Origin of the sequence: Agrobacterium sp. CFBP2214, assembly GCF_030209895.1 — a bacterium.
Classification (GTDB): Bacteria; Pseudomonadota; Alphaproteobacteria; order Rhizobiales; family Rhizobiaceae; genus Agrobacterium; species Agrobacterium radiobacter.
Genome location: NZ_JARVRC010000001.1, coordinates 999827 through 1022269 on the forward strand (window position 1 = coordinate 999827; position 22443 = coordinate 1022269).

The window sequence follows — 22443 nt, forward strand, 5'->3', positions numbered from 1 at the left end:
GCGCATCGTGCAAGTCGTCCAAGAAGAGCAGGAAAACATGTCCGCTAAATTCGATATTTCTTTCGCCAATTCCGCCTCGCTGGAAAATGCCCTGGCCGTTGTGCTGCAAGCCTCGGGTGAGGCGCAGGCCGTCGCCGGTGCTTCCGAGGCCGACCCGGGCGGCGTGATCGAGAGGGCGGCGAAGATCTCGGGCTTTTCCGCAAAATCCATGACGACGCTCGACGTGATCGCGCCGCAGGGTTCCACCGCCGACCGGCTGCTCGTCATCGGCCTGGGCAAGCCGTCGAAGCTGATCGCCCATGACTGGCTGCGCGCCGGCGGCACCGCCGCCGCCAATTTCAAGAAGGCGGACAAGGTCGTCATCTATCTCGATGCGCCGGGCGTAGAGGCAGGCGGGCAGGCGGCTGCGGATTTCGCGCTTGGCGTTCTGCTGCGCGCTTACAGCTTCGATGCTTACAAGACCAAGAAAAAGTCCGATGACGAAAAGACGCCGAAGAAGGTCAGTATCGTCATCGTCACGGCTGCGCATCAGGAAGCGGAAAAGGCCTTTGCCGTGTCCGAGGCGGTTGCGGGCGGCGTTACTCTGGCGCGTGATCTCGTCAACCTGCCGCCGAACGCTCTCGGCCCGGTCGAATTCGCCGAAAAGGCGGAGGAACTGCGCAAACTCGGCGTCGAGGTGGAAGTCCTCGGCGAGAAAGAGCTGAAGAAGCTTGGCATGAATGCGCTTCTTGGCGTGGCGCAGGGTTCGGCGCGCCCGCCGCGGCTTGCGGTGATGCAGTGGAACGGCGGCAACAAGAAGGACGAGCCGATTGCCTTTGTCGGCAAGGGCGTCGTTTTCGATACCGGCGGCATTTCGCTAAAGCCCGGCCTCAATATGGAGGATATGAAGGGCGACATGGGCGGCGCGGCAGCCGTCACCGGTCTGATGCATGTGCTCGCGGCCCGCAAGGCCAAGGCAAATGTGATCGGTGTCATCGGTCTTGTCGAGAACATGCCAGACGGCAACGCCCAGCGCCCCGGCGATATCGTGACCTCCATGTCCGGCCAGACCATCGAGATCATCAATACCGATGCCGAAGGCCGGTTGGTTCTGGCCGATGCGCTCTGGTACACCAAGGATCGCTTCAACCCGAAATTCATGGTGAACCTCGCCACGCTGACGGGCGCCATCACGGTTGCGCTCGGCAATCTGCAGGCCGGCCTTTTCTCCAATGATGACGAGCTTTCAGCGCGTCTTGCGCAGGCGGGCGACGTGACAGCCGAAAAACTGTGGCGCATGCCGCTCGGCAAGGATTACGACAAGATCATCGATTCCAAATTCGCCGACATGAAGAACAGCTCGGGCCGTCTGGCGGGTTCCGTCACCGCAGCGCAGTTCCTCAAGCGTTTTGTGGGTGAAACATCCTGGGCGCATCTCGATATCGCCGGCACCGCAATGGGTTCGCCACTGACCGAGATCAATCAGTCCTGGGGCTCGGGCTACGGCGTCAGGCTGCTGAACGAACTCGTTCGCGCCCATTACGAAGATTGAAACGAGTGGGGCGGCACGTCTGCGGATGACTGAAATTCTGTTCTACCATCTGACGGAATCGAAGCTGGAGGACGCGTTGCCGCCTTTGCTCGAGAAATCGCTGGAGCGCGGCTGGAAGGTCGCGATCCAGACGGCGGGCGAGGAGCGTCGTGATTTCCTCGACACACATCTGTGGACCTTTCGTGACGACAGCTTCCTGCCGCACGCCACCGATACTTCGCCCGCACCGCAAAGCCAGCCGATTCTCCTGACGGCGTCGGACGAGAACGCCAACGCGGCGAGTGTCCGCTTTGTCGTTGATGGCGCAGAGCCGCCAGCGGTGGAGGCCTATGAGCGTATCGTGTTCATGTTCGACGGATACGATGCCTACCAGCTTGAAATGGCGCGAAATCACTGGAAAAGGCTGAAAACAGAGGGACATTCCCTGACTTACTGGCAGCAGTCGCCTGAAGGCCGCTGGCAGAAGAAGGCCTGATCGCACAGCAGGTTTTGTAGTCCCACGATTGGTTCCATACGCAAACAGACCGGCAAAATTTCGCATGTGGCGTCAATTGCCGGTTTTTGCATTATGCGCCGAAAGGAAAGCCGCGAAACAGACGCGGCTTTCATGGTGTGGTCTTTTCATCCGGTCAAAGGCGGGTGCCGCGGACGAAACAGCAGAGGGACATGAGCATGGGGCAGGCAATTTCACGACCGGACGGGGAAATGGAGCGTCTGGTCGCGGTGCGGTCGATCATGTCCTTCAAGAATGCCGACATGCCGGAACTGAAAGTGCTGTCGCAATTGGGGCAGGGCGTTTTCGGCGTGCCACGGGCGGCCGTCCACATCGTTGACGAGGATTGGCTTCATATCGCGGAACAGGCGGGTATGGAGCTTTCAGAATGCTCGCGTGACCTGTCGATCTGCAGCCGCGTCATCACCAAGAGGGATGTGGTGACCATCTCCGATCTGACCGAGCATCCGGATTTCCGTTTCATGCCCTATGTAAAGGGCGGTCCCGGGTTGCGTTCCTATGCCGGTGCGCCGATCGAGCTGGAGCCCGGCCTCGTCATTGGCGCCTTCTGCCTGGTCGATACGGTGCCGCGGAAATTCTCTCGTACGGAAATCGACAGCTTAAGACGTTTTGCGTTGCTGGCCGCCGCGCTTCTGCGGCTCCAGAAAGCCAATTTCACCATGAGTCTTGCCGAACGCGAGCTGCGCGACGCCGCGATGACCGACCCGCTGACCGGTTTTTATAATCGCAAGGCTCTGGAGGCGATCGTCGATAGCCAGCTCGGCGCGGCCCTCGGTGCAAACGAGGCCTTCGGTGTCCTCTATCTCGATCTTGATGGTTTCAAGACCATCAACGATACGTTCGGCCACCCGGCGGGAGACCGAGTTCTGACCGAAGCTGCGGGGCGCATTCGCAAAACGGTCCGCAGCGAGGATATCGTGGTGCGTATGGGCGGCGACGAATTCGCGATTTTCATGCCCCGGCCGAGCGCCTCCGAGGTGCTGAACGGATTGGCGGACCAGTTGCTTGCCGCCTTCCGCAAACCTTTTGATGTCGATGGGAACGAGGTGGGTGCCCGCCTCAGCATAGGCGGCGCGCTGGCCCCACAGGCCGGAGCAGACCGCGCGACGCTGCTGCAGAGCGTCGACGAAGCGCTGTATCAGGCCAAAAAATCAGGGCGCGACCGTTTCGTCAGCCGCGCCCTCTAAGGCATTGTCCTTCGGGAAGCGTTTCCGCTTCTCAGTCGTAGAAGGAATCCACGAATTTGTGGCGGCCGAGCAGGAAGGCGTCGGCCACGTGGGTCAGTGGCGCGAGATCGACGTCGGAGCGGCCTGCCTTGATGATCTCGGAGAAACGCTCGTAAAGGGCCGGATATTCCCGCTCAGGCTCGGACAGTTTTTCTTCGCCGTTGATCGAGAGCTTCGCGCCCCCCTCCGAAAGCACCATCCGTCCCGCTGCCGTCTCGGCGACGATATCCCAGCTCTGCTTGCCGGTCTGGCGCCAGTCGAATTCCGCATGGACGGGCGTTTGCGTCACGTCGGAAAAATGCAGGTCGGCGGCGATCGGCGCGTCACGGTTTTCCGGGAATTCAAGCGTCGCCTTGGTCAGGAACAGCGCGTGCGGCAGGATATGCGTGATGATCGAAAGCGCGTTGATGCCGGGATCGAACACGCCGAGACCGCCCGCCTGCCAGATCCAGGCCTGGTTCGGGTGCCAGTGGCGCACATCCTCTTTCCAGATGACATGAACGCTGTCGATCTTCGTCGAGGCCAGAAACGCCTTCGCAGCCTCGACCGCCGGCGCATAACGCGAATGCCAGCTTGCAAACAGCGACAGGCCCTTTGAATCCGCAAGCCGCACGAGATCCTGCACTTCCGAAAGAGTGGCGCCGGGCGGCTTTTCGAGGAAGACGTGCTTGCCGGCATTCAGTGCCGCATAGGCGGCCTCGTAACGATATTGCGGCGGCATGCACAGCGATACCGCATCGATAGCAGGCACAGCCTCCAGCATGGCCTCGATGGTGCCATAGGAAGCGACGCCGTCCACCGTGCCATGACGGCTCGCGGTGCAGATCAATTCAAAATCCGGATTACCTGCGATGGCCGGAAGATGCTGGTCACGAACGATTTTGCCGACGCCGACGATGGCAAGCTTGGTGGCTGACATGAAGTGGAACCCGTGTGAGTGCTGCATGGGATAAAGTGTGATTTTTACAAGTTTTTAGCAGAAACGCTCGAAGGAGCAAGGTGATCGTTTCCGCCCGGCGCGTCTTTTTTCAAGTTGTAACTTCATAACAATTTTTCGGTATGGGCATTCTTTTGTTGTGTAATATTTGAGATTAAAAAACATTATTTTTGAGTTTTTAGTGTTATTTTTTTTATCAGTCAGCGGTTTTAATGTTGATTTTTTCAGGTATATTCCATGGATGTTAGCGGTAATTTTATATTTCACTTGAATAGATTTTCTGAATAGCAGGTGTGTGTTGGTTTTACTTAGAGATGACCGTTTGTCTGGCTTCGTTCAGAAAGTCAACGAAAACAGCCGGCAATTCAATACATATGGATTGATTTTCGGCGTCACCCTCTACAATCTCTACGTGCTTGTGGACATAAGTCTGGTGCCGGAGATCATCTGGCTGGATCTTACAGTCCGCCTGTTTATCATCACGCCGCTTCTGTTTCTTTATTTTCCCGCGCGCTATTATGCGATCAGTGTGCGGCCGGATGCGGTGGTGCATGAGGTGCTTCACGGGCTGGGCTGCATGATGGTCGTCGCCTCGATCATGTTCATCTATGCCAATGCGCAGACGTCATCGGCCAGCGAATATTACATGGGGATCGTCACCGTCGTCCTCTATATGAATACGATACATCGCAAACCGTTTCCGCTTGCGGTCATGGGCACGGTCGGCTGCATGGCGGTTTTCATCATCGGCATGGAATATGTCACCGTGACGAGCGAGGTGGCCAAGCTCCCCGCGATCATGTGTTCCGTCGGAATCAGCGCCGTCTCACTGTTTGCGGCCTATCGTATCGAGCAGGTGGAAAGACGGGACTATCTGGCGTCGCTGCGCGAGAAGACGTTGCTGCAGCGGATTCAAAACGCAAATCACGAGCTTCAGCAGCTTTCCAATACCGACCAGCTCACCGGCATCCGCAATCGCCGCAGCTTTGACGAGGCGGCGAACGAGGCTTCGGGCGGCAACGGCAGGCCGCGGGCGCTCATCCTTCTCGATGTCGATTATTTCAAGAACTACAATGACTCAGAAGGCCATGTGGCCGGCGATGATTGCCTGCGCAGGATCGCCGGCAGGCTGCGCAGCGCCCTGCGCAGGGACGATGGCGACAGAAGTTTCGTCGCGCGTTATGGTGGCGAGGAATTTGTGGTTCTGCTCGACAATTGCGTTGTTTCCGCTGCACTCGCCATCGGTGAAAGACTGAGATTGGCTGTGATCGACGAGGCCATACCCCATCTCAACCGCCCCGACGGGCGGGAAATCGTCACCGTCAGCCTCGGCATTGCGGTTTCCGGCGACGGCAGGGAGATCATATACGAGATGGTCAACCGGGCCGACATGGCGCTTTACGAGGCGAAGCGCCAGGGCCGCGACCGGCTGGTGCTGGCCTCGGGGCATATGGGAACGATTGTCGGGCCAGCGGAACTTTACGGCGTCGAAGCCGCAATGTCGGCATAGGGCACTGAAGGCTAGGCGATGTGTTATAAGTTGTGTCCTGCGCGAAGCGGGATCTGTGAAGGCCATGTGCCGGAAATCCGGCCCCAGAACACATAATAACCGGGGAATGCAGATGATGGAATTGATCGCCTCACAAGCGGCAGCATCCGCTGCCGAACTTCCATTCCTCCTGCTTCAGTCGGCCGCCGTCGTTGGCATGGTGTCCGTGTTGATCCTCCTGCGGCGAAATATCGCCCTCGAGGACCCCCGCTATAAAATCTATTATGGCATCGTGTTCGGAATGACGGGCTTTCTGCTGACGCTGCTGGTTTCCGAATTCATCAAGCTGCCTTCCAAACCTTATATCCGCTCCGACCTGCTGTTTCTCGCCGGGGTGCTCGGCTCCTGGCAGGGCGGACTGATCAGCCTCTTCCTCGTGGCGGCCGGGCGTTTTGTGTTCGGTGGTCCCGTGCTATTTTTTGCGGCCCTGCAGGACATGGTCGTCATTTCGGCCTGCGGCATCATCATGTATGGCTGGATGCGCAAGCGCCGTCTCGCCGACCTTGGAATTCGGGATATCCTCACCGTCTTTGCGGTCAGGTTCATTGCCGTGCTGCTTGCCATCGCGGCCTCATTCGCGCTTGGTCTGGTCGATCAGGCGCTGTTTTTGAGTGCAGTCGGCCGCCGAACCCTCGGCGCGGTCGCCGTCGGTCTGCCGATGATCGTCTGCCTGTTCATCCTTCTGCGCAGCGAGGCGCGGGCGCGGGACGAGGCAAAGAAGCGCGACGTTGCGGCGCGGACCGATTCATTGACCGGCCTGCCCAACAGGCGCGCCCTCAAAGACCACATAGAAACAACGATGCGGCAGGAGCCGGCCGTTCCGCATGCTCTCATTCTCATCGAAATTATCAATATTGCCGATGTCGCCGCCTGCGAGGGCGAGGACTGGAGCGATCTTTTCTGGCCCAGGCTGGCGCGGGAAATCTGCGATACCGAAGACGGTCTGCTATGCAGGTCCAGCACGCCCTGCAGCTTCATGTTCGGCGATACGACACTTGCGGTCGTCATGCAGGGGGTTTCGCTGGAGAAGTCGGAAAGTGCGAAACTCATGATGCATCTGCATGATGGGTTGAGCACGTTTTGCCGCTCGGCGGAGGCGGGGCCGGTTCCGCATCTCAAAATCGGTGCGGCAAATCTGGACCAGCTTTCCCGGCAAAATGTCGCCTCCTTCCTCAGGCACCTCAGTCTGGCGCTGAAGGGAAGCGATCATCCGGTGCAGATTTTCCCTTTCTCCTTTGCCGAGAAAGCGACACGGGACGAGGCGGTGCGGCAGATGCTGGTCAATTGGGTTAAATCCGGCAGACCGCCCATTTGTTATCAGCCGAAATTCGAAATGCGTGATCGCCGCATGATCGGCGCTGAAGCGCTGCTGCGCGCGGTCGATGCACACGGACAGGCGCTTTCGCCTTATTATGTACTGGAGATCGCCGAACGCCATCGGCTGCTGGTGGAATTCGAATGGTCGACGATCGAAGCCGTCGTGCGCGACCTTCGTGACCTGCACGGCCTTGACGCGGATTTTCATCTGGCCGTGAATATTTCCGCGTCGTCTTTTGCGACTGCGCGTTTCGGAGACCGGGTAGTGACGCTTCTACGCGAAATGGCAGTGCCGACGCATCGCCTCTCGATCGAAGTGACGGAGATGAGCAGGATACCGACCACTGATGTCGTGCAGCAGAATTTCGATGCGCTGGTCGCCGCAGGCGTCCGGCTGGCGCTCGATGATTTCGGCACCGGTTATGCCGCGCTTACTTTGCTGGCGCGGTTCCCTTTCGAAGAGGTCAAGATCGATCACTGGATGACGTCGAGGCTCGACCAATCGCGGTTCAGGCAGGCCATCGCACTCGCTTTCGAGAGCGCCGAGCGCTACGGCGCAAAGCTGGTAACGGAAGGCATCGAAACGGAGGAGCAGAGCCGGCTTCTCATGCAGATGGGCATACGCTTCGGACAGGGTTATCTTTACTCCCCCGCCGTGCCGCTCGCCCGGCTGCAGCCTCGCAGGGCGTGCGCCTAACGCGTGGAGACCGATCGGGGCCCTTGCTGCGGCCAATGGCCATCAAAGGGAATTCGGCGACTGCTGCATTGAATGTTTTCCCGGTCTGTGCTGAGAAACTCCTTTGATGAACGAATGTCATGATCCTTTTTAAAGGTCATGCGGGCGAGCCGATGCTTGAAAACAATGACGCATGGAACGACATGCCCGGAAAGCCGGCTCAGCACTTGCCGAATGAATCGGCCAAGGGCGAGGGTGGCGCCGGCCGCCCGCTTCGCGCGGCCGCCCATGCCGTATCAGGGGACCGGCCTACGGCGGACAATCCGCAGCCGCTTTCAGGATGGCCTTTTCTCAGGTTGTTTCTGGTCTGGGCACTGTTCATGGCGGCCGTTATTTCCGCTTTGGCGGCTTATCAATATGTCAGCCTGCTCGGCGAGCTGGGGCGAGAGAGCGACGCGTTGCAGGCAGAGGCATCCCGCCGGGCCGATCAGCATGATGCCCATGTAACGGCGCTTTCGGCGGTGGCGCAGGCGGAGCAGGGGGCGGATTACGGCCTGCTGCTCGATGTCGCCGCGCCCATTCTGCAATTTTACCCGCGCATCGATGAGGTTCAGCTGGTTTCCCTCAACGAGGCGGGGCCTGTCATAGGCACCCGATCGCTGGAAAACGAGCTGGCAGCGGCGATCCGCAAGGCGGCATCGGTCTTTACCGGCCGGCCCGCCCTGGTGGCGAGCGATCTCAGGCCCGGCCATTACATGATCGTCAAACGCAGCCCCAATAACGAGACGGCCTCGAAAGCGCTGGTGCTTGCCGTCGATGCCGCGCGGCTTCTGGCGTCCGATGCTCCGTTCTGGTCGGCGAAACAGGCGGTGATCCGCCTCAAAATGCCTGACGGTACAGTCTTGTTCGGCCCGCCCTGGATGCCGGAAGCGCCGCAATATGTCCGGCAACTGAGCAGCGCCACCCAGCCGCTTATGCTCGAAGTCGCGCTCTTGATCACCTGGCGTGATCTCTTGCCCGGCCGCGCCCTGTTGGCGGGCATGGCCGGCGCCAGCATCGTTTTCCTGCTCGCTACTGTCATGGCAAGACAGAGGACGCGCATGCGCGCCGCCGAAAGACGGGCCGAACTGAGCGGCATGGAGGCGAGGCTCACCCATGCTTCGCGGGTCAATGCACTCGGAGAAATGGCAAGCGGTCTTGCCCATGAGCTGACCCAGCCTCTGACGGCGATATTGGCGCAGGCGCAGGCCGGGCGGCGGCTGCTTGCCCGTCAGGATGTCACGGCCCTTTCCGGTGCTCTCGACGATATGATCGATCAGGCGCGATGCGCCGCCAATATGCTCAACCGGTTTCGCAACTGGTCGCTGCCGCACCGCAAGCCGGTGGCGGCGCATGATCTGCGCGCGGCTCTGCGCAATGTCGATGCGCTGCTTGCCGGCGAAGCGGTCCGGCATGAGGCCAGCATCGACATCGCCATGCCCGATGCTCCGCTTTTGGTGCGGGTCGATCCCGTCGAAATAGAACAGGTCATGTTCAATCTGCTGCGCAACGCGCTTGATGCGCTCACTGGCATTGAAGGCAGGCGCGCCATCACCGCCAGATTGAGCCGGAGCGGTGATTTCGCCGTTCTCGAGGTTGCCGATAACGGCCCCGGCGTCGCACCGGGCCTGCGCGACCGGCTGTTTACACCTTTCGCCACCACGAAAACGAACGGCATGGGTCTGGGACTTGCCCTCAGCCAGCGGCTGGTGGAGCGCGCCGGCGGTGAAATCCTTTATGTCGCGAGTGAGAATGGCGCGCTTTTCCGCGTTGTCCTCCCGGTTGCAGCGGAGGCACAGACCCCATGACGCTGCCCGTCTATCTCGTCGATGACGATGACGCCGTGCGCAAGGCGCTGATATTGCTCCTGTCCACCGTCGGCATCAAGGCGAAGGGCTTTGCCGATCCGGTGGTATTTCTCGGCCAGCTATCCGGGCTCGAACCGGGCTGCCTCATCTTCGATATCCGCATGCCTGCTATCACCGGATTGAAGCTGCAGGAGAAGCTGACGGAAGAGGGGATCGACTGGCCTGTCATCATCATTTCCGGTCACGGCAATATCGAAGCCTGCCGCCGGGCCTTTCACAACGGCGCGGTGGATTTTCTCTCCAAGCCCGTGGATGAGCAGGATCTCATCGACGCGATCCAGAAGGCGCATCGGATATTGACCCGCACGCTCGATGCAAAGGCACTGCAGGCGGAGAATATGGCGCTTTTATCGCTGCTGACCGCGCGGGAGCGGGACATACTCGAACGCATCGCACTTGGGTTTACCACACGCCAGATCGCCGACGGGCTTGGCCTGTCGCCGCGCACGGTGGACAGCCATCGTGCCGCCATCGGCCTCAAGCTCGGCACCACCTCGCAGGCGGAAATGACAAGGCTCTGGCTGGAAGCCGGTGCGGATCGGTAGAACTACCGAGCAGCCGGCAAGTCTTACGGATTCGCGGCCGAGCGCCATCCGCTTAAGCTGCAGTCCTCATCAAGCAAGAGGACTTTCCATGATCCGCACCCTTCTCATCGCCTCCGCCATGATCGCTCCTTCGGCCGCATTGGCGCAGACGCTGCCGACCGCACCCTATCTGCCGCTCGAAATGGCGGAAAAGGCAGCCAAGGCAGCGCTTCAGGCTTGCTCCGCCAAGGGCAGCGCCGTCACCGTTGCCATCGTCGCCCGCGATGGCGCCACCAAGATTGTGCTGAAGGCGGATGGCTCCGGTCCACACACGGTCTCCAGCGCAACCGGCAAGGCCTTTGCCGCCGCATCGCTCGGCCGTGATATTGGCGAGATCGCGGAATTCATCGCCTCGAAGCCTGCCAATGATGGCCTTCGCAACATGGATGAGCGCATGGTCATCCAGGCCGGCGGCCTGCCGATCAAGATCGGCGACGCCCTGGTCGGCGGCATCGGTGTCGGCGGCGCGCCATCGGGCGCGATCGATGCCGAATGCGCGCGTGAAGGTCTCAATACGATCGGCGCGAAGTAAACTGCGTCAATGCGATACGGCGGCTTCGCAAGAGGCCGCCGGCTCTGCGCTGTCGCACATCAACCCGCCATCGCATCCTCGTATTCACTGGAAAGCATCAGCCATTGCTCCTCCGCATCCGAAAGCCTGGAAGCGGCTTCGCCACGCTCTTTGACTTTCTGCGCGGCCTTGGCAGGGGCTTTTTCGTATAGCGCCGGGTCAGCCAGTTCGGTGTCGAGCGACTGAATCAGTTTCTCAAGCTTTGCCGTCAGGGACTCGATTTCGTTAATCTTTTTCTTGAGCGGCGCAAGCTGGGCGCGCTTTTCTGCGTTGGCCTTGCGCTGATCCGCCTTCGACGCCTGATCGGCAGCGGCCTCGGTCTTGTCTTCCTTCTTCCTGCCGGAGGAAACGACGAGATCGCGATATTCCTCCATGTCTCCTTCGAAGGTCTTGACCGTGCCGTCGGCGACCAGCCACAGCCGGTCCACCGTCGCCTCGATGAGGTGGCGGTCGTGCGAAATGAGGATGACTGCACCGCTATAATCATTCAGCGCCTCGATCAGCGCGCGGCGGCTGTCGATGTCGAGGTGGTTGGTCGGTTCGTCGAGGATCAGCAGGTTCGGCGCATGGAAGGCCGCAAGCCCCATCAGCAGGCGAGCTTTCTCACCACCGGACAGATCTTTCGCCGCCGTCGCCATCTTTTCCGTCGCAAGTCCCATCTGGGCCACGCGGGAGCGCACCTGCGCTTCGGGCGCCAGCGGCATCAACTTGCGCACATGTTCGACCGGGGTTTCATCCGGCACGAGGTCATCGAGCTGGTGCTGCGCGAAGAAGCCGATCTTCATGCCGGGCGCGACACGAAGATCGCCCGCCTGCGGCGCAAGACGGCCGGAGATGAATTTCGCAAAGGTCGATTTACCGTTGCCGTTCGAGCCGAGCAGCGCGATGCGATCGTCATTGTCGATCCGCAGATTGAGCTGCTTCAGGATGGATTTTCCCGGCTCGTAACCCACAGCACCACCATTGATGGCGACGATGGGCGAGGCCGGCTGCTTTTCCGGCTCGGGGAAGGTGATCGGCTGGACGTGATCCTCGATCACGGCGGCGACGGTGCCCATGCGCTCCAGCGCCTTGATGCGGCTCTGCGCCTGCCGTGCCTTAGTGGCCTTGGCGCGGAAACGGTCGATGAAGCTTTGCAAGTGTTTGCGTGCGGCGTCGTTCTTTACCTTCGCCTTCATCTGCAATTCGTCGGCCTCGGCCTTCTGCCGCTCGAACTGATCGTAACCGCCGCGATAGAAGGTCAGCTTCTTCTGGTCCAGATGCACGATGGAATTGACGGCATTGTTCAGGAGATCGCGGTCATGGCTGATGATGATGACGGTATGCGGATAACGCCTGATGTAATCTTCCAGCCAGAGCGTGCCTTCAAGATCGAGATAGTTGGTCGGCTCGTCGAGCAGCAGAAGGTCAGGTTCGGCGAACAGCACAGAGGCAAGCGCCACGCGCATGCGCCAACCGCCGGAGAAGGAGGAGGCGGGGCGAAGCTGCGCCTCGTGATTGAAACCGAGACCGGCAAGAATGCTGGAGGCGCGCGCTTCCGCCGAATGGGCGTCGATGTCGACAAGCCGCATCTGGATTTCCGCGATACGATGCGGATCGGTTGCGGTTTCCGCCTCGGCCAGAAGTGCGCAGCGTTCCTTGTCGGCGGAAAGCACGATGGAAATCAGCGATTCCTCCGTTCCCGGCGCTTCCTGCGCGACCTGGCCGATGCGCGCCATCTTCGGGATCGTCACCGACCCGCTTTCCGCGGAGAAATCGCCGGTGATGACCCGAAACAGGGTGGATTTGCCGGCGCCGTTGCGGCCAACAAGGCCCGCCTTCACGCCGGCGGGAAGCGTCACGCTGGCGTGGTCAAGAAGCAGACGCCCGGCGATGCGGGCGGAGAGATCGGTAATCGTAATCATGGCGCCGTTTTGGCCGAACTGTCTGGCCAAGGCAAGAGCGCCCGCGCCACACAATGGGAGAATGCTGTCTCAAGAGCCGAGTTGCGCCAGATAGCTGCTGCGGCTGTGCTGCGACACCTCCCGCGAATAACCGACGACGCAGTTGCGCGCGCCGCATCGGGCCGAGAGCAGGGCGAGTTCCGCATGACCGAAAAATTCGGCCGGCGTGGCGGTGCCATCCACTTCCGCGACGCCGATCGAAACCGTCAGATGGTCGCCATCGCCGCCAGTGGTTGCGAAGCGCAATGCCTCCACGCTCTGCCGCAGCCGCTCGGCAATGGCCTCGGCCGTGTTTTGCGGCACGCCGGCAAACAGAAAGGCAAATTCATCGCCACCGATACGGGCGACGAAATCGTCCTTCTTGATGGTCTTACGAAACAGGGCGGCGAGACGTCGCAACGCCTTGTTGCCTGCAGACGAGCCATATTTGCCGTTGATTTCACGGAAATGGTCGATATCCAGCAGCACCAGCGAAGTGGCTGAGGCAGCCCGGTCCTTCGCGAAAAGAGCGCCGAGCTTTTCAAGAAAGGCGGCACGGTTTGGCAATGCCGTCAGCGCATCGCGCAGCGAGGCGGCCTGAAGCTCTGCGCGGTTCCTTTCAACCTCGCGAATTTTCACCAGCCCCATGGCGATGAAATGCCGAAGGCTCGTCTGTTCCTCGCGAATATCACCCAGCAACTCGACGAAACGCTCCATTGCGGGCGGCTCGCCATCCTCGTCCTGCTCAAGGCTGCTGATGAAGGTTTCAGTGCGGTGAAGGCTCGCATCCAGCCGCGCGGAAATCTGCGTCAGTGTATCGAAAGCCTCGCTTGCCATCTGCTCCGCCTCGATCCGCGAAAAACCGGGCAGATTGTGCCGCTGGCCGATGAGATCGATTTCATGCTGCTGCGGCGCGTTGCCGAGCGCGAGAATATCGCGGCCCATGGCCGGATTGTGTCCAGACAATATTTCATAGATCAATTCGTAGTTGCGCGGCAAAGGCGCAATGTTCATCTTGGCGATGAACTGCGTGATTTTGGTAACGACAAGTGCACTTCTCGCATGTTCGCGTTTTTTATCACCCGCCGATGTCGTCACTGACAGCCCCAATACCAATGGATTATTATGAATAGACCGGCGATAACCGATTGTTGAACGGCGCTATTCTTACAAGCAACGGTTTAAAATAGAATAAACCCAGAAGGGAATTTTGCCGTCACGAAGCATGAATCCGCATTGGCGCGCCTTGATCGATAATATGACAAATCCTGATTTGATTTCGGGTGGCGACCGTTTTTATATCGCTTCATCGATGTTGCAGAAGAGGGGCAGCCCATGACGACTTCCAGAACGCTCTATTCGCTATGCGGAAGCGACACTTCCCGGCCATTTTCTCCCCATTGCTGGAAAACTGTGCTTTCGCTGGCGCATAAGGGTCTGGATTTCGAGGAGCGGCCTTTACCCTTCACGGTGATCCCCACGGTAGAGGATGGTTTTTCGAAGACCGTGCCCATCCTGCGCGATGGTGACGAACTGGTGAGCGACAGTTTCGAAATTGCGCTTTATCTTGACGAGACTTACCCGGAGCGCCCGTCGCTGTTTAACGGCGAGGGTGGCAAGGCCATGGCCCGTTTCGTCGAAAGCTGGTCGCAGACGGTGCTTCACCCCGCCATCGTCCGCATTGCCGTGCTCGATATCCACAATATGCTGGATGAGCCGGATCGCCATTATTTCCGCGATAGCCGCACGAAAGCGCTCGGCCGTCCGCTCGAGGACGTGGTGGCGAACCGCGAGGCGGAGATCGCAGCATTTCCGGCATTGCTCGCACCGATCCGGCGCATGCTGAGCTTCCAGCCTTTCATCGGCGGTACGTCGCCGCTCTTTGCGGATTACATCGTGTTCGGCGCGCTGCAATGGGCGCGGATCACCACTGGGCTGGATCTGTTTGCCGATAACGATCCGGTGCGGGACTGGTTCGAAGGCTGCCTCGATCTCTATGATGCGAGAGGCCGCAGTGTGACAGCGGCGTGAAATGTCTGCGCCGACAGTCGCAATCTCGTTGATCCCCCTTGTTTTCGGGCCTTTGGGCGGGTAAAGACCGCCCACTTTCTCTGAAGGAAAAGGAAACGGACACATGGCGATTGAACGCACATTTTCGATGATCAAGCCGGACGCAACCAAGCGTAACCTCACGGGCGCGATCACCAAGGTATTTGAAGACAACGGTCTGCGCATCGTCGCCTCCAAGCGCGTCTGGATGAGCAAGCGCGAAGCCGAAGGCTTCTACGCCGTTCACAAAGAGCGTCCCTTCTTCGGCGAACTCGTTGAAGGCATGACCTCCGGCCCGACCATCGTTCAGGTTCTGGAAGGCGAAAACGCCATCCTCAAGAACCGCGAAATCATGGGCGCGACCAACCCGGCCCAGGCCGCTGAAGGCACCATCCGCAAGAGCTTCGCGCTTTCCATCGGCGAAAACTCCGTTCACGGTTCCGATGCTCCGGAAACCGCTGCACAGGAAATCGCCTACTGGTTCGCCGAAACCGAAATCGTCGGCTGATTCAAAATCTCAACGGCTTGAATCGCTGTTGCAGGCGATTGCGTGAAGCTGCTGAAAAGACTCGAGGAAACGGAGCCGAAAGGCTCCGTTTTTTTGTTTTGATAGGGGTAAAGGGTTAGGCTGCAGCCATTTCCACCTTCCTCATCCCTGTGACGAGCACAGGAATGAGGAATGGGACGCCTTCACGTCATTCATTCCGTCAGTCCCTACGACGCCGGACAATCCTGAACCGGCCGCATATCCGTCGTGCCATCCGGTTTGAACACCTCAGGATTGGGCGTATAAAGCGGGCCAACCACCAGCGGCTTGGCGGGCAGAAGTGACTGGTCGGTGTCGGAACGGATCGTTGTTTCGATGGTCTGGAGAATGTCGCCTTCCGGCCCTTTGATACGGATGGTGACCTTATAGGGCAGGTCCTGCTTCACGCATTCCACCGGTGGGCTCTGAACCGTGATCTTTTCGTCTTTCGGAAAAATCTTCTCGCGGCTGGTGAGGTCTGGACCACCGCGCGGGTTCTCGAACGTCGCCTCAATGGTACTGCCGTCACGAATGGGGGCGATGCGCTGAAGGGTCACCAGATAGGTGGCGATGGCCACGCGGTAGTTAAACACAAACATCCGGCCGGAAATCTTCGCCACCTCACGCGGTTCGTCCCGTTGGCAGCCGGAAAGGGCGAGCATCCCTGCAATCGCCAGCAATGGAAGGGCGATTCCTTTCATGTCCGCGCCTCCTTTTTCCGGTGATAGTGCCGGTTGGCTTTCTGCCGGTTGCCGCACACCGCCATATCGCACCAGATGCGGCTCTTGTTCTTGCTGCGATCGATAAACAGCCAGCCGCAATTGCCGCAGATGCGCAGCCGTTCCTGCGTCTCGCCCGCAAGTAGCGAGAGGGCGGAATGGGCGGTGGCATTGCCGAGGCTTTCGGCAAGCGGAAACGTCCGCAGCGCCGTGCCGCAGGCGAAAAGAAGCCCGGCCAGTTTGCCGTCGCCATCGCCGCTGCCGCTGATGGACGTGCGGAAATAATCGTCGACAGCCTCGCGAAGCTCTAGAAAAATCGGCCGCCTTTCCGCTTCGGGGGCGATGAGCGTGGGAAACCTGTGGCGCTCCGCACCGAGCCTTGTCGCCGCTTCGGCAAAGGCAGCGATCTGCGCCGGCACAGCAAAACGGTCGACTGATTTTGCCGCCTCCGAGCGCAGGATCACGCTATTGGCGACATCCAGCGCCAATGCGCCGCCTGCGAAACGATGTTCTGTCCAGCGAAAGGTCATATCGCACATTATAACTGTCAAAACAGGTTTTAACAGTTATAATAATGGCGGGAGGACGCGCTTGGCCTATTTCCTGCAACAATTGCTGAATGCCGTGCCGGTCGCCTCGCTTTATGCGGTTCTGGCCTTTGGCTATGCCATCGCCTTTTCGGTCACCAGACGCGCCGATGTCACCTATGGCGCCATATTCGCCTTTGCCGGTCAGACCTGCCTGCTGTTTGCCGATTTCGGCTGGAACCGGCTGTGGCTGGTTCTGCCGGCAACACTTGCGCTCGGGGCAGGGGCGGGTGTGTTCGGTGGGCTATGGGCGGCGGGTTTTGTCGGCAGGGCGGTGATGCGGCCGCTGGCGAAAGCCTCTCCCAATGCGGTGACCGTCGCCTCGGTCGGCGTGCTGATCGCCCTCACGGAAAGCGCGAGGCTGGTCGCCGACACAAGGCAGTTATGGCTGCCGCCGCTTCTGTCTGAGCCGGTGCGTTTCTGGGCCGACGGGGGATTTGCCGTAACCCTGACACCGATGCAGATGCTGAACACGGCGGCGTTCTGCCTGCTCATTCTCGCGGGGTCGTTTTATCTCAGCCGTTCCGCATTCGGCAGGCGTTGGAAGGCGGTGTCGGACGATGCTTTTGCCGCCGCTTTATGCGGGGTGAATGCGGGCAGGATATTTCTGCTGTCCTATTGCGCGGCGGGCCTCATCGCCGCCATCGCCGGTGTGCTGGCCACTTTTTATTACGGCACCATGGATTTCGGGGCCGGTCTGGTCTTTGGACTGAAGGTGGTGCTGATTTCAGCGGCGGGCGGTTATGCCAGCCCGTTCATCTGCGGCCTTGGGGCCGCCGCCGTTGGTTTTGCGGAAACTTTCTGGGTCGGTTACGGCCCGGCCGCCTGGCGCGATGCAGCGGTTCTGGCGATGCTGGTTGGCTGGCTGATTGTCATGCGCAGCAATCGCGGCGTAATTTGATTGCCACACTTTGGGGGGCCGAAATTTAAAATCCCGGCCCCTTTTTCTATCAGGCCAACTGGGTAAGTTTCCAGATAACCGCTTTTCCAGCATAGGGCGGCATGATATTGCCGCGGGCTATAGGAGCTGTGGTCGACGGTGTTCCGATCACAGTCCAGACACCACTCTCAGGGCATTTCTGCCCAGTCGATGCAGTCGTTCCGATTGGCATAGCTGTTTCTCCTTTCTCCCGCCGACTTGACTTTTCAGTCACAAAAGAACAGCATGCCAAGGCTTACTCAAGCACTCGGACTCAGAGGCGGCGGGACCGCTTCGCTGTTCATCGGGCGAGTCGATTTCGACTCGACTCGTCCGAATTTCATATTCCTACCGAGCGCCCATCTGGTCAATTCTTGGTTCTTCGATGTTTTCCACATGTTAGTGGAAAACAGAACTGGCGAATCGTTGGCTCAGCAGATAATTAATTGCCGCATGTCTATATTTAGATGTCGCGGGTAAAATGTGACATATATGTTGTGTGCGCGCAAGACCGATTCTCGCTGCGTTACCATGCAATAAATCCTGTGAATAACTGTTATCCACAGCTTATGCACACGTTATTGGCTACTTTACCGCCACCTGTCCTTCGCCGTATCGTCGGTTGTCTTTGCTGCAACCCAGTCGCCCGTCGAGCCATCCTTGCCATGTTCCTTTTTCCAGAACGGAGCGGATGTCTTGAGATAGTCCATCACGAAATTGGCGCCGTCGAAGGCCGCCTGTCGATGAGACGAGGTTGCAATGACGAGGACGATATTTTCGCCGGTGGCGATCTTGCCGTGGCGATGGATGGCGGTGAGGCCAAGCAGGCCGAAACGCTCCATGGCAAGTTTGGCAATGCGGGTTATTTCCGCTTCCGCCATGCCGGGATAATGTTCTAGCTCCAGCGCCGCGAGTGTGCCGCCATCATCCCGGCAGAGCCCGGTGAAGGCCACCACCGCGCCGATGCTCCTGTCACTTTCCGTCAGCCGGCGGGTTTCTTCCGCAGCATCGAAATCCTGTGCCTGGACGCGGACTGTCGGCTGCATCCGCTCATCCCCCCGTCATCGGTGGGAAAATGCCGATCTCGCGTGCGCCGACAATGCTTTCGTCATGCTCGACATGTTCCTGATTGACGGCAACACGGATCACATTGGGAAACTCGAAGGCGGCTTCGTAATTTTCGCCGCGTGTCGCAAGCCAGGCGATCAGCTCGCCGGCCGTGGTGACGGAGGAGGGGATATCCAGCTCTTCTTCATCCGTGCCGATCTTCTCGCGCACCCAGGCGAAATAAACGATCCGTGCCATCATTCTTCGTCCACGATGTGCTTGAGGCCGGCCTTGAAATAATCATAACCGGTATACATGGTGAGTGCCGCGGCGAGCCAGAGAAGCGTAATTCCCATCTCGGTCGTGTAGGGTAGAACCTTGTCGCCCGCAGGACCCGCAAGCAGAAAGGCGATGGCCACCATCTGGATGGTGGTCTTCCATTTGGCGATGCGGGTAACGGGAACACTGACCTTCAGTGCTGCCAGATATTCGCGCAGGCCGGAGACCAGAATTTCACGGCAGAGAATGGTGATGGCCGCCCAGAGCGACCAGCCGGCAATGGTGCCATCAGCCGCCATCAGGAGCAGCACGGAGGCGACCAGCAGCTTGTCGGCAATCGGATCCAGCATGCGGCCGATATTCGACGTCTGGTTCCAGATACGCGCCAGATAACCATCGAGGAAATCGGTCAGCGAGGCGATGATGAACAGCCACAGAGCCGTCCAGCGCGCGAAATCCGAGCTTTCCAGCTTTCCTTCGATGAAAAAGCAAAGAACAATGACAGGAACCGCGAGGATGCGGCCATAGGTGAGAAGGTTGGGAATGCTGTATGCGCGCGAAGCCATGGGAAACCTGTCAGTCTAAGATCAGCTGCCTTGATGCCGCCGCTAGGGCATAGCGTCAACATGTGATTATGTTTTTTTAGCAGTTCGCCACGACGTCGCGGTATCAATCACTGCCGCTCTCGTGGAAGTGATTATAGATTTGTCGCGCCACCGTCTCGGAAATACCGCTGACAGCCATCAAATCGTTGAGACCGGCGCGGGAAACCGCCTTGGCCGTGCCGAAATGCTGCAGCAGGGAGCGTTTGCGGCCCGGCCCGATTCCCGAAATTTCATCCAGCGGATTGCGCACCATTTCCTTCTTGCGCCGCGCCCGGTGCGAGCCGATGGCAAAACGGTGCGCCTCGTCGCGCATGCGCTGGATGAAATAAAGCACGGGATCGCGCGGCGGCAGCGAGAAGTCGCTGCGCCCGTCCGCGAAGAAGCGTTCGCGGCCCGCTTCGCGGTCGACACCCTTGGCGACGCCGATGGCCGTCACACAGTCGCGAATGCCGAGTTCGTCGAGAATGGCGCGCACCGCCGTCATCTGGCCTTGGCCGCCGTCGATCAGGATCACATCCGGCCAGGCGGGGAAGGGCATGTCGGCCGCTTCCTCCGGTGTCGGTGTCCGTTCGCGGTCAGGCTTGCCTTCTTCCTTCAGGAGACGGGAAAAACGGCGGGTCATCACCTCGCGCATCATGCCGAAGTCATCGCCGGGGGTGATGTCGGTCGATTTGATGTTGAACTTGCGGTACTGGTTCTTCACGAAACCTTCCGGTCCCGCCACCACCATGCCGCCCACGGCATTGGTGCCCATGATATGCGAGTTGTCGTAAATCTCGATCCGTCGCGGCACATAGGAAAGGCCGAAGGTTTCCGCAAAACCCTTCAGCAGCCGCGCCTGGGACGAGGTTTCCGCCAGCTTGCGGCCATGCGCCTCGCGGGCATTGGCAAGCACGTGGTCGGTAATGTCCTTCTTCTCACCGCGTTGCGGCACGCTGATCGTGACCTTGTGCCCCGCCTTTTCACCGAGAGCGGCGGCCAGCAGTTCCTGCTCCTCCACCGTTTCGGAAAGCAGGATCTGTTTCGGCACGGGCTTGTCGTCGTAAAACTGCGCCAGAAATGCGTTGAGAATTTCCGAGCCGGGCAGGGAAGGATCGGCCTTCGGGAAATAGGCGCGGTTGCCCCAGTTCTGGCCGGTGCGGAAAAAGAATACCTGAATGCAGGAGATGCCGCCCTCATGGTGGATGGCGAAAACATCCGCTTCCTCGATGCCAGCCGGGTTGATGCCCTGATGGCTCTGGACATGGGAAAGTGCGGCCAGCCGGTCGCGATAGACGGCGGCGCGCTCGAAATCGAGGTCTTCGGCCGCCTCGTTCATCTGCCGCGCAATCGCGGTCTTGACGCTCTGGCTCTTGCCGGACAGGAAATCCTTGGCTTCCTTGACGAGTTCCGCATACCCCTGATCGCTGACCTCATGCGTGCAGGGGCCGGAACAGCGCTTGATCTGGTAAAGAAGACAGGGGCGCGTGCGGGTCTCGAACACGCTGTCGGTGCAGGTGCGGATCAAAAAGGCGCGCTGCAGTGAATTGATCGTGCGGCCGACCGCGCCAGCCGACGCAAAGGGGCCGAAATAGTCGCCCTTGCGCGCCCGGGCGCCACGGTGTTTGAAAATCGCCGGTGCGCGGTTGTCGGCGGTGATGAGAATATAGGGAAACGATTTGTCGTCTCGCAAAAGCACATTAAAGCGCGGCCGCAAACGCTTGATCAGATTCGCTTCCAGCAGAAGCGCTTCCGTCTCCGTGCGGGTGGTGACGAATTCCATATGGGTGGTGAAACGCACCATCTGGGCGATGCGGTTGGAATGCACGCGGCCCTGCGCGTAATTGCCGACGCGCTTCTTCAGCGAGCGCGCCTTGCCGACGTAAAGCACGTCGCCCGCATCGTTGAACATGCGATAGACACCCGGCGAGTTCGGCAGGTGTTTGACGAATTCGCCGATCAGATCCATGCCCTTCAGGCCGGATTCGTTTTTCCAGCCTGCATTCCAGTCCATGCCGGCAACGTCGCGCGGAGCCTCGGCCGCTTCCGGTGCGGCAAGGTTTGCATCGTCGTCTTCGTCGTCGGTTTCATCGAAGAGAATACCGCCATCAGGCAGCTTCTTTCCGTTCATTCATTTATCTCCGCCACGTCAGGGGTTTCCCAGCCGAGGTGCTGGCCGCCGTCGAGCGCGATCATTTGTCCGGTGACCGACGGCGTGTCGAAAAGAAAGCGAATCGTCCGCCCGAACTCATCCGGTGCGGGACCTCGCTTTAATATAAGGCCGTCGATCTGCGCCTGAAAGTCCTCGGGCGTCTGTCTTTCGCTTTTGAAGGTAGGACCCGGCCCGATGGCATTGACCCGCACGCGCGGTGCGAAGCTCTGCGCCATCGTCCGCGTGGCCGTCCACAGGGCGGATTTAGAAAGTGTGTAGGAATAAAAACGCGGCGTGAGGGCAAGCACGCGCTGGTCGATGATATTGACGATCAGCCCGGAATTGTCGGCAGGCAATTGTTCGACAAAGGCGGCGGCGATGAGTGAAGGGGCCCGCACATGCACGGCGAAATGCGCGTCGAAGATCGCGGGATCGGGTTTATCCGCCGAGTCGTCCAGAAAAACCGATGCATTATTGATAACGACGCCGATAGGTCCCAGCGCCGAAGAGGCCTGTTCGATGAGCCCAGAAGTGGGCCCGGACTGTGTCAGATCCGCCTGGACGGCAACGGCTTTGCCGCCTTTTTGCCTTATTTCGTTAGCGAATTCCTCGGCCTGCGCCATCGATTCATTGGCATGGACGGCGATCGCGAAGCCATGGGCGGCCAGATCGGTGGCGATTGCCCGCCCAAGCCGGCGGGCGGCCCCCGTTATCAAGACTGTCTTCGGTATATTTTCTTTCACGGCGGACCTGCATTTGCTCATCTCAGCCCTATTTGCTGGATATAAATGCAAATCGCAAGCTGTCCGTCAGCCCCAAAAGAATTGGGCGATTTTTTATTCACAAT

General features: G+C 59.5%; 21 protein-coding genes. 11 read left to right on the forward strand and 10 right to left on the reverse strand.

Features of this window, described 5'->3' with window-relative positions; all coding sequences use genetic code 11:
• Window positions 1–37 precede the first annotated feature (37 nt).
• The 3 genes from QRN60_RS04975 to QRN60_RS04985 all read left to right on the forward strand — a co-directional run bounded on the left by QRN60_RS04975 (window position 38) and on the right by QRN60_RS04985 (window position 3232).
• Complete coding sequence (locus QRN60_RS04975; protein WP_129564859.1) at window positions 38–1531, forward strand: leucyl aminopeptidase; 1494 nt, start codon at window positions 38–40, stop codon at window positions 1529–1531.
• A gap of 25 nt (window positions 1532–1556) precedes the next feature.
• Window positions 1557–2006: a DNA polymerase III subunit chi gene (locus tag QRN60_RS04980; RefSeq protein ID WP_003502102.1), complete on the forward strand. Its 450-nt coding sequence runs from the start codon at window positions 1557–1559 to the stop codon at window positions 2004–2006.
• 197 nt (window positions 2007–2203) lie between these two features.
• A complete protein-coding gene (locus tag QRN60_RS04985; protein ID WP_129564850.1) occupies window positions 2204–3232 on the forward strand; it encodes a sensor domain-containing diguanylate cyclase in 1029 nt (342 codons plus the stop codon).
• Between the two features lie 31 nt (window positions 3233–3263).
• On the opposite strand, the gene QRN60_RS04990 is transcribed toward QRN60_RS04985, so the two are convergent.
• Entirely contained in the window at window positions 3264–4190 is a 927-nt protein-coding gene (locus QRN60_RS04990) for a Gfo/Idh/MocA family protein (protein WP_003502104.1), read from the reverse strand.
• Window positions 4191–4530: 340 nt separating this feature from the next.
• Between QRN60_RS04990 and QRN60_RS04995 the strand changes: the two genes are divergently transcribed.
• From QRN60_RS04995 to QRN60_RS05015, 5 genes are all read left to right on the forward strand, one after another.
• Window positions 4531–5718: a GGDEF domain-containing protein gene (locus QRN60_RS04995; RefSeq protein ID WP_003502105.1), complete on the forward strand. Its 1188-nt coding sequence runs from the start codon at window positions 4531–4533 to the stop codon at window positions 5716–5718.
• A 112-nt stretch (window positions 5719–5830) separates the two neighbouring features.
• The gene (locus QRN60_RS05000; RefSeq protein ID WP_129564849.1) at window positions 5831–7771 is read left to right on the forward strand and encodes an EAL domain-containing protein; all 1941 of its coding nucleotides are present in this window, start codon (window positions 5831–5833) and stop codon (window positions 7769–7771) included.
• 119 nt (window positions 7772–7890) lie between these two features.
• The gene (locus tag QRN60_RS05005) at window positions 7891–9597 is read left to right on the forward strand and encodes a sensor histidine kinase (protein WP_129565422.1); all 1707 of its coding nucleotides are present in this window, start codon (window positions 7891–7893) and stop codon (window positions 9595–9597) included.
• Window positions 9594–10202: a response regulator transcription factor gene (locus QRN60_RS05010; RefSeq protein ID WP_112355755.1), complete on the forward strand. Its 609-nt coding sequence runs from the start codon at window positions 9594–9596 to the stop codon at window positions 10200–10202. The genes QRN60_RS05005 and QRN60_RS05010 overlap by 4 nt, the downstream gene beginning before the upstream one ends.
• A gap of 88 nt (window positions 10203–10290) precedes the next feature.
• Window positions 10291–10773 (forward strand): GlcG/HbpS family heme-binding protein, encoded by a 483-nt coding sequence (locus QRN60_RS05015; protein WP_112355754.1) that lies wholly within the window; start codon window positions 10291–10293, stop codon window positions 10771–10773.
• Window positions 10774–10832: 59 nt separating this feature from the next.
• On the opposite strand, the gene QRN60_RS05020 is transcribed toward QRN60_RS05015, so the two are convergent.
• Window positions 10833–12716, reverse strand: coding sequence for an ABC-F family ATP-binding cassette domain-containing protein (locus tag QRN60_RS05020; RefSeq protein ID WP_129564858.1), 1884 nt, complete (start codon window positions 12714–12716; stop codon window positions 10833–10835).
• A 69-nt stretch (window positions 12717–12785) separates the two neighbouring features.
• Entirely contained in the window at window positions 12786–13832 is a 1047-nt protein-coding gene (locus tag QRN60_RS05025) for a GGDEF domain-containing protein (RefSeq protein WP_165000570.1), read from the reverse strand.
• Between the two features lie 237 nt (window positions 13833–14069).
• On the opposite strand from QRN60_RS05025, the gene QRN60_RS05030 reads away from it, so the two are divergent.
• Window positions 14070–14765, forward strand: coding sequence for a glutathione S-transferase family protein (locus tag QRN60_RS05030; RefSeq protein WP_026363455.1), 696 nt, complete (start codon window positions 14070–14072; stop codon window positions 14763–14765).
• Between the two features lie 103 nt (window positions 14766–14868).
• Complete coding sequence (gene ndk, locus QRN60_RS05035) at window positions 14869–15291, forward strand: nucleoside-diphosphate kinase (RefSeq protein ID WP_003502118.1); 423 nt, start codon at window positions 14869–14871, stop codon at window positions 15289–15291.
• Window positions 15292–15497: 206 nt separating this feature from the next.
• Here the strand turns inward: ndk and QRN60_RS05040 are convergent, their stop codons facing one another.
• Window positions 15498–16010 (reverse strand): hypothetical protein, encoded by a 513-nt coding sequence (locus QRN60_RS05040; RefSeq protein WP_020813537.1) that lies wholly within the window; start codon window positions 16008–16010, stop codon window positions 15498–15500.
• Window positions 16007–16567, reverse strand: coding sequence for a CGNR zinc finger domain-containing protein (locus tag QRN60_RS05045; RefSeq protein ID WP_020813538.1), 561 nt, complete (start codon window positions 16565–16567; stop codon window positions 16007–16009). Before QRN60_RS05045 ends, QRN60_RS05040 begins: the two co-directional genes overlap by 4 nt.
• 52 nt (window positions 16568–16619) lie before the next feature.
• On the opposite strand from QRN60_RS05045, the gene QRN60_RS05050 reads away from it, so the two are divergent.
• Complete coding sequence (locus QRN60_RS05050; protein WP_129564847.1) at window positions 16620–17516, forward strand: branched-chain amino acid ABC transporter permease; 897 nt, start codon at window positions 16620–16622, stop codon at window positions 17514–17516.
• A 608-nt stretch (window positions 17517–18124) separates the two neighbouring features.
• Here the strand turns inward: QRN60_RS05050 and QRN60_RS05055 are convergent.
• From QRN60_RS05055 to QRN60_RS05075, 5 genes are all read right to left on the reverse strand, one after another.
• Window positions 18125–18580 carry a molybdenum cofactor biosynthesis protein MoaE gene (locus tag QRN60_RS05055; protein WP_107675351.1) on the reverse strand — a complete coding sequence of 152 codons (456 nt, stop codon included), beginning with the start codon at window positions 18578–18580 and terminating at the stop codon, window positions 18125–18127.
• Window positions 18581–18584: 4 nt separating this feature from the next.
• Window positions 18585–18839, reverse strand: coding sequence for a molybdopterin converting factor subunit 1 (gene moaD, locus QRN60_RS05060; RefSeq protein ID WP_031234579.1), 255 nt, complete (start codon window positions 18837–18839; stop codon window positions 18585–18587).
• Window positions 18839–19426: a CDP-diacylglycerol--glycerol-3-phosphate 3-phosphatidyltransferase gene (pgsA, locus tag QRN60_RS05065; protein WP_003502124.1), complete on the reverse strand. Its 588-nt coding sequence runs from the start codon at window positions 19424–19426 to the stop codon at window positions 18839–18841. The genes moaD and pgsA overlap by 1 nt, the downstream gene beginning before the upstream one ends.
• A 103-nt stretch (window positions 19427–19529) precedes the next feature.
• Window positions 19530–21575, reverse strand: a complete 2046-nt coding sequence (uvrC, locus tag QRN60_RS05070; RefSeq protein WP_060726133.1) for an excinuclease ABC subunit UvrC — start codon at window positions 21573–21575, stop codon at window positions 19530–19532.
• The gene (locus tag QRN60_RS05075; RefSeq protein ID WP_003502126.1) at window positions 21572–22360 is read right to left on the reverse strand and encodes an SDR family oxidoreductase; all 789 of its coding nucleotides are present in this window, start codon (window positions 22358–22360) and stop codon (window positions 21572–21574) included. The genes uvrC and QRN60_RS05075 overlap by 4 nt, the downstream gene beginning before the upstream one ends.
• Window positions 22361–22443 lie beyond the last annotated feature (83 nt).